At 54.0% G+C, this 2,954-nt stretch carries 5 protein-coding genes and 1 pseudogene; 4 read left to right on the top strand and 2 right to left on the bottom strand.

Going from position 1 to position 2,954, the window contains the following annotated elements:
* From DWU98_RS21415 to DWU98_RS21425, 3 genes are all read left to right on the top strand, one after another.
* The coding region (locus DWU98_RS21415) for a hypothetical protein (protein ID WP_147293411.1) at nucleotides 1–224 on the top strand (224 nt) is incomplete at its 5' end.
* 237 nt (nucleotides 225–461) lie between these two features.
* A complete protein-coding gene (gene tssD / locus DWU98_RS21420) occupies nucleotides 462–941 on the top strand; it encodes a type VI secretion system tube protein TssD (RefSeq protein ID WP_115497615.1) in 480 nt (159 codons plus the stop codon).
* Between the two features lie 41 nt (nucleotides 942–982).
* On the top strand, nucleotides 983–1,411 hold the full coding sequence (locus DWU98_RS21425) for a hypothetical protein (RefSeq protein ID WP_115497616.1): 429 nt from the start codon (nucleotides 983–985) through the stop codon (nucleotides 1,409–1,411).
* A gap of 1 nt (nucleotide 1,412) precedes the next feature.
* On the opposite strand, the gene DWU98_RS21430 is transcribed toward DWU98_RS21425, so the two are convergent.
* Both DWU98_RS21430 and DWU98_RS21435 read right to left on the bottom strand, forming a co-directional pair.
* Nucleotides 1,413–1,730 (bottom strand): hypothetical protein, encoded by a 318-nt coding sequence (locus DWU98_RS21430; RefSeq protein ID WP_115497617.1) that lies wholly within the window; start codon nucleotides 1,728–1,730, stop codon nucleotides 1,413–1,415.
* 125 nt (nucleotides 1,731–1,855) lie between these two features.
* A complete protein-coding gene (locus DWU98_RS21435) occupies nucleotides 1,856–2,203 on the bottom strand; it encodes a hypothetical protein (protein ID WP_147293412.1) in 348 nt (115 codons plus the stop codon).
* 135 nt (nucleotides 2,204–2,338) lie between these two features.
* Between DWU98_RS21435 and DWU98_RS21440 the strand changes: the two are divergent.
* A pseudogene (locus DWU98_RS21440) lies at nucleotides 2,339–2,954 on the top strand (class I tRNA ligase family protein); the annotation flags it as partial.

Genomic DNA, 2,954 nt, shown 5'->3' on the forward strand with positions numbered 1-2,954 from the left:
TGATCCCACTCGCGGGACTTATCGACCTCAGCGCCGAGAAAACGCGCCTCAGCAAAGAAATCGCGAAGATCGAAAGCGAAATCAAGAAGTGCGAGAACAAGCTTGGCAACGCCAACTTCGTGGCAAACGCCCCCGCTGAAGTGGTAACGCAAGAGCGGCAGCGCATCACCGACTGGAGCACGCAGCTCGGCACCCTGCGTGAGCAGATGCGCAAGCTTGGCTGATGCGTCAGCAACCCCCTCTCCCCTCCGGGGAGAGGGCTAGGTAAGTGGCTACCCCGGCGTTGTGAGCCACAATGCAACCTGCAACACCCAAGGCCAAACATTCAGACCCGTTTCGCCGATCGCCTTATCTGACACGAACTGACTCTTCGATACGGCTTAGACGCTCGGCATCATCCGACGGCTTCGCCCACCAATAAGCGCAACACTGCGCCGATACAAACCGGCTAAGGATTGCGCGTGGCAATTCCCCTGCATTTGTGGCTAAAAGACATCGACGGCAGTGACATCCGCGGCTCAAGCCAAGTCGTCGGCCGTGAGGGAAGCATTGAAGTACTGAGCTTCAAACATGGCATGCATGCCCCCGCCGATAGCGTAACCGGGCGCTTGCTAGGCACCCGCCTGCATATGCCCCTCGTCATCGAAAAAGAAATCGATCGCTCCTCGCCTATTCTCTACATGCGACTCTCGCGCGGCGATACCTTGAGATCCGCCGAAATAAAGTGGTATCGCGTCGATGAGGCCGGCCGCGAAGTCGAATACTTCAACATGACCCTGCGCAACGTGAAAATCGTCGCCGTCACACCCCAAGTCCACAATATCAAGGACCCATCTGCACAGACAAAAAACCACGGCGAAAAGCTTTCTCTGCGTTACGAGGACATCACCTGGACGTATCTGGATGGCAACTTGCAATACCGCGATGCATGGAGCAATTGACCGTCTTGTCCGTATAAACCCAGGGAAAAGGAGACCGTCCCGTGTTTGTAGTCAACTATGGAAGCTATCGCGTTAGTGACGATCGAGTGCAAAAAGTGCTAGAGCGTATCGCAGATGAACTAGGTTGCGTGGTGCGTGTGACAAGCGGCGATAGAGGGCATATCCCACCCGGAGGTGCCACAGACAGCCTTCACTTGCTCCATCTCGCTGCAGACTTTCACTGCAATGGCTTCACGGACACGCAGGCGTTTGATCTGATACGTGCGAGGCGTCGGGAAATTTTCGGCGACACGATGAAATCTGCGTTCCGTTATCAAATTATCCATCATGGACGCTATACGGTAACTCAAGGCGAACACGTGCACTTAGGCTGGACGCCCGAAGATCGACCCAAACAATTGCGCGGCTTTGTGGTTGAGGGCTTAACACCGAGTACCAAGGGCAAATATACGCAAATAGAACAAGCCTAACTTAGTCGCCACCAAAAGGCGCTCCCCACATGTGGACGATTCCATGCGATGTCCTAATTGTCCATTTAGACGCATGATCCTCCTGCTGATCTAATGGGGGGTCGTCTGCCTCTAGCACCAACCACTCATCCGGTAAGAACAAGCAATCGCCGCTTTTAATCATGCGCTTCAATTCGTCGCTGTTTGTGCTGAGATAGGGCTTAACCTTCATCAAGGTAACCATTGCTTTCTCAGTCTTGCATGCGACCGTTCCTTGATCGGCATATGCACACGTGATCATGGCGAGTGAAAGGTAACACGCTGTGATGATGTAACGCATATCAATCCCTTGTAAAAAGCTGGATCGAATGAATCCTAGAAACGCTAAAGCGAAAAAAGACCCGACTCATTCCTCACTGACGCCGGCAACCAGAGTTAGGTATACACAGATAGAGCAACCCTAATTCAGTCCTCACCGATAGGCGCGCCCCACATATGCACGATGCCATCAGGCGTCCGAATAGTCCACTTGGATGCGCGAACTTCCTTTTGATCCCAGCGCGGGTCTTCTGCAACCAACAGGGACCATCCGTACGGCATGACTAAACAATCCCCGTTAATAATGAGGCGAGTCAATAATACCGGCTCGCTTGTCCCAGCATTCATTAAAGCGACCATCGACTTTTCCGCCTTGCATACAACAGTCCCCGCATTCGACCCAGACCCCAGATAGCGATCAGCAGGCAAGTCCTGTGCACATACATTCGTAGCGATCACCAATGAAAGCGCGCAAGCCTTGAGGATATGACGCATAACAACTTCCTGTGAAAAGCTCGCCCGCATAAATTGATGTTAGTGATGCTTGCGGGCTGCCACAATCAACGCCTGCCTACATGGCAGCGTCGTCACAAGAAGAATTTTTCGCTGATCGCGAGGAAGAAGGAAGGATCGCTGTATGAGTTCGTACGGAACGAATACTGCGACTGGTTCCTGGAACTGTCCAAGCCTGCGCTCAATGGAGATGATGCAACCGCTGCAGCGTCCACGCGCCACACCTTGCTGGTGGTGTTGGAAACGGTGTTGCGCGCACTGCATCCGATCATTCCATTCATCACCGAAGAAATCTGGCAATCGGTGGCGCCAAAACTTGGCTTCGGTGCAGAAAGCCTCTTCCAGCGCCCTTGGCCGAACGCGAACGACATCGCCGTCGATGAAGCTGCCACCGCCGAGATCGAGTGGTTCAAGAACGTGCTCAGCGGCATTCGTCGTATTCGCGCCGAAATGAACATTGCGCCCGGCAAGATCATCCCGTTGCTGCTGGCCGATGGCGATGCCGGCGATCGCGCACGCGTCGAAAAATTTGCCGCGCAGATCAGCTTTCTCGCACGCGTCGAAGCGCCACAGTGGATTGATTCGGGCAAAAATGAACCCGCCGCCGCAGTTGCCGTGGTCGGCACTCTACGCGTACTGATCCCACTCGCGGGACTTATCGACCTCAGCGCCGAGAAAACGCGCCTCAGCAAAGAAATCGCGAAGATCGAAAGCGAAATCAAGAAGTGCGAGA

This window comes from Dyella monticola, assembly GCF_003363155.1.
Classification (GTDB): domain Bacteria; phylum Pseudomonadota; class Gammaproteobacteria; order Xanthomonadales; family Rhodanobacteraceae; genus Dyella_B; species Dyella_B monticola.

Coding starts and splice junctions, on each gene's coding strand:
- DWU98_RS21430 (WP_115497617.1), bottom strand. CDS start 1,730: ATGCGTTACATCATCACAGCGTGTTACCTTTCACTCGCCATGATCACG.
- DWU98_RS21435 (WP_147293412.1), bottom strand. CDS start 2,203: ATGCGTCATATCCTCAAGGCTTGCGCGCTTTCATTGGTGATCGCTACG.